Source organism: Anabaena sp. FACHB-1391, assembly GCF_014696755.1.
GTDB lineage: Bacteria > Cyanobacteriota > Cyanobacteriia > Cyanobacteriales > Nostocaceae > Dolichospermum > Dolichospermum planctonicum.
In genome coordinates this window covers 1-3,891 of record NZ_JACJQS010000078.1, presented here as the reverse complement: position 1 = coordinate 3,891, position 3,891 = coordinate 1, and the positions used below count along the sequence as shown (strand labels likewise).

The window sequence follows — 3,891 nt, the reverse complement described above, 5'->3', positions numbered from 1 at the left end:
TGGGGAACCAGTCGCTGATTAAATATAAGTTAAAATTATTATGTAGGTTTACACTATTCGAAGGTGTTGTTTAAAGTCGATTAAAAATTTAGCAATAAATATAAGAAGGGAATTAGAAGTTCCCGACGTAGCCAAGTGGTAAGGCGGTGGACTTTGAATCCGTGATGCGCAGGTTCGATCCCTGCTGTCGGGTGTGGGCGTATAGCTCAATAGGTAGAGCAATGGTCTTTTAAACCAGAGGTTCCGGGTTCGATTCCCGGTACGCTCATTCCATTAAACAAAAAATAATACAATACAAAAATGTTCAGTATAGGAAAAATTAAATTTCCGTAATTAAAAAATAAAATAAAAAGTGAGCTATATAAGGATGCCTAGGTACACTTATAATTGATAGACGTAGGCTTAACAACGAAAAATCATAATTAGATGTCGAGACCTTAGTTATGATTGTCTATTACAGAAAACTGTATACTATATTATTAAACTATTTTTAAAAATAGTTTATAGAAACTTAGCGAACTGAAACATCTAAGTAGCTAAAGGAAAATAAATCAACCGAGATTCCGTAAGTAGTGGTGAGCGAACGCGGATTTAGGCCTAAAATAATAGATAGTATAAATGTGCAAAAATTTATTACCAAAGAGGGTAACAAGTCCCGTATGTGAGCATTTTTATCTATTATTGAGAGTAAGGCGGGATCTGTGAAGTCCTGTTTGAATATTGTGGAACCACCCACAAAGCCTAAATAATAAGTGTAACCGATAGTGAACAAGTACCGCGAGGGAAATGGTGAAAAAGAAACCTAAAAAGGGTATTGAAATTAGATACTGAAATATATAGCTTTCAAGCAGTTAGAGTCCATGAAAAATGGATGATAGCGTACCTCTTGTATCATGGGTCAGCGACTAGATTTATTTAGCGAGTTTAAGGTATTAAAATATCTGAGGCGTAGCGAAAGCAAATTTTAAATTAGTGTTTAGCTAAATGAATCTGACACGAAACCACTTGATCTAATCATGAACAGGATGAATTTGGCTTAAAAAACCATTGGAGGTCCGAACTCGTATCTGTTGCAAAAGATTGAGATGATTTGTGATTAGGGGTGAAAGGCTTATCAAAAGTGGAGATAGCTTGTTATTCGCGAAATCTATTTAAGTAGAGTGTCGTAGTTATTAAATTTATGGGTAGAGTACAAGGTGGTTGCGAGGGTTTTTCGGAATCTGTCAAGACCAACGTAACTCCGAATAATAAATTTTTTTATACGGCAAACAGACAGTGAGTGCGAAGATTCATTGTCAAGAGGGTAACAGCCCAGATCGAAAGTTAAGGTCTTAAAATGATAACCTAGTGTGCGTAAGGTTTTATTATCTTCTAGGCTCAAGAGTAGCTTTAACAGTGAGCATCTCTTAAAGAACGTGTGCCAACGCATGAACCTGAGTATTTACTTGGTATAGAATCGTCGATGAAGCGAGACTCTCAGTTATCTAACCGAAACTTCGAAGGATATTTCCTGGTAGCGAATTGTTTTGTAGGTCTGTGAAGGTGATACTTAAGTATTGCTGGAGATATCAAAAGTAAGAATGCTGACATGAGTAGCGTAACTTAATGCGTTTGTTGTAATTTACTTTACAATGGACACAAAAACATTATCTCCTAAAGAGGAAGGGTTTCTACGCTAGGTTTAACCACGTAGAGTTAGTCGGTATCTAAGGTTTTTGGCGAATGCTTCAAACTGATGGTTATTAGAATTTAAATTTCTGATTAAGAATATTTGATTTGATTCGGGTTGAAAAATTATACAGGCATTTTAGCATAAGTTCTTTTAGACATCATTTCTATTAAGTTGTAATGATTTATTAGAAGTTTATTAGTTATATTTATGCTATGGTAACGAGTTTAGGATTACGTTTTGATTTACTAACTTGTTCAGATGTTTCTAGAAATGTTTTTTTTTAACTAAAGGTATTCTTAACCGTACTCAAACCGCCACAGGTCCTCATGCACTATTTATGCTCAGGAGTTTGAAACAACTGTATTGAAGGAACTCGGCAAACTCACTCTGTAACTTCGGGAGAAAGAGTGCCTTTTAAAGCTTTATAGTTTATTCTAGTTAGATCTGAAAGCTTAACAAAGGTCGCAGTGAAGAGGGGATAACGACTGTTTATCAAAAACACAGGAGTCTGCTAAGTCTTACGACGATGTATAGGCTCTGACGCCTGCCCAATGCGGTAAACTTAAGAGGCGCGATTTTAAAAGTTGCAAATCTATGGGTCCCGTGAATGGCGGCCTTAACCATGAGGGTCCAAAGGTAGCGTAGTACCTCGTCTGTTAATTGCAGACTTGCATGAATGGCTGTTCGATTTTCCGCTGTCTCCAGTACAGGTTCAGCGAATTTGAATTCTCCGTGAAGATGCGGAGTATTACTCTTAGTAAGACGGAAAGACCCCATGCACCTTTACTCTATGTTTACTCTGTTGATACAAATAATCTGTGTAGGATATGCGTTAGCTTTTGAAGCCTCAACGCTAGTTGATTGCTGAAGCACCCTTGAAATAGCGCTCTGATTATGAGTATTGACTAATCTGTTTAGAGACACAGTATGCTGGGGAGTTTAACTGGGGCGGTTGCCTCCTAAAGTGTAACGAGGCGTGCAAAGGTAAGCTCATCCTGGGGATCTCCGTGATCTTTCAAGAGATGTAGTATAATGGCATAAGCTTGCCTGACTGTAAGAGTGACAATTCTTGCAGGGACGAAAGTCGGCCATAGTGATCCAGTGATTTAGAGTGGAATAGTCACTGCTCAACGGATAAAAGGTACGCTGGGGATAACAGCTAATGGTCTCCAAGAGTCCACATCGACGAGACCGTTTGGCACCTCGATGTCGGCTCATCCAAGCGACGGAGTGTAGTAGCTTCGAATCGTTGGTCTGTTCGACCATTAATGGGGTACGTGAGCTGGGTTCAGAACGTCGTGAGACAGTTCGGTCCCTATCTGCTAAGAGTGTTGAAAATTGAGGGGATTTCTTGCCTAGTACGAGAGGACTGCGTTTTTATATGTTCCTGGTATACATATATTATAGAGTTGACCAGTAAGACATAATAGAGGAGCTATCGATTGTAATCCAGCTATAGTGCAAAACGTAAGCTGGGTAGCTACATAGCACAACATAACTACTGAATACATCAATTTTTGTAGGAAGGTTGCCCCAAAACTAGTTTTCTTAAATCCGTAGTAGACTATTACGTAGAATAGGCTAGGTGTGTAAAGTTCTTAAGAATCAGCTTACTAGTACTAATTTTTAAATTTAACATGTTTTTTATTAATTTTTTTATTTTATTGTGTTATTTTATTAGAAGTGAATCCGTGTCCAATCGGACGCGGATTCAAGTAGAAAAAACAGTCTTTTACGTTTCTTTAGTATCATCTTCTAAATTCATCGGTGCTGGCTTAGCAACAATTGGCTTAGCAGGTGCAGGTATGGGTATTGGAGTCCTTTTTGGAGATTTTTAAATGCAATTGCAAGAAGTCCATTTTTTGTAGACGAGTTATTTCGTTATGCTTTATTAGGATTCGCTTTAACAGAAGCTATGGGTTTATTAGCCGTAATGATGGCATTTTTAATTTTATATAGCTAGGATATTATTTAGTTAAGGTAAACTATTATATCCATCATGTTAAAATTTTATCTATATAAGGATAAATTCAATCGATTATTCTTCTAAAAGGTTGTATTTGCTATCCTATCTACAAAAGGATAATTTTGTAATTTTCTGGGGTATGGGGAACCAGTCGCTGATTAAATATAAGTTAAAATTATTATGTAGGTTTACACTATTCGAAGGTGTTGTTTAAAGTCGATTAAAAATTTAGCAATAAATATAAGAAGGGAAT

The 3,891-nt window shown here is 37.0% G+C and carries 1 protein-coding gene, 2 tRNA genes and 1 rRNA gene; all 4 read left to right on the top strand.

Annotated features, from left to right (window positions below; genetic code table 11):
• The first annotated feature begins 121 nt into the window (after positions 1 to 121).
• Positions 122 to 193: transfer RNA gene (locus H6F62_RS20210), tRNA-Gln, on the top strand.
• 2 nt (positions 194 to 195) lie between these two features.
• A tRNA-Lys gene (locus H6F62_RS20205) sits at positions 196 to 268 on the top strand.
• 72 nt (positions 269 to 340) lie between these two features.
• Positions 341 to 3,311 (top strand): 23S ribosomal RNA (locus H6F62_RS20200).
• A 52-nt stretch (positions 3,312 to 3,363) separates the two neighbouring features.
• The gene (locus H6F62_RS20705) at positions 3,364 to 3,510 is read left to right on the top strand and encodes a hypothetical protein (RefSeq protein ID WP_199306474.1); all 147 of its coding nucleotides are present in this window, start codon (positions 3,364 to 3,366) and stop codon (positions 3,508 to 3,510) included.
• The last annotated feature ends 381 nt before the right edge of the window (positions 3,511 to 3,891 follow it).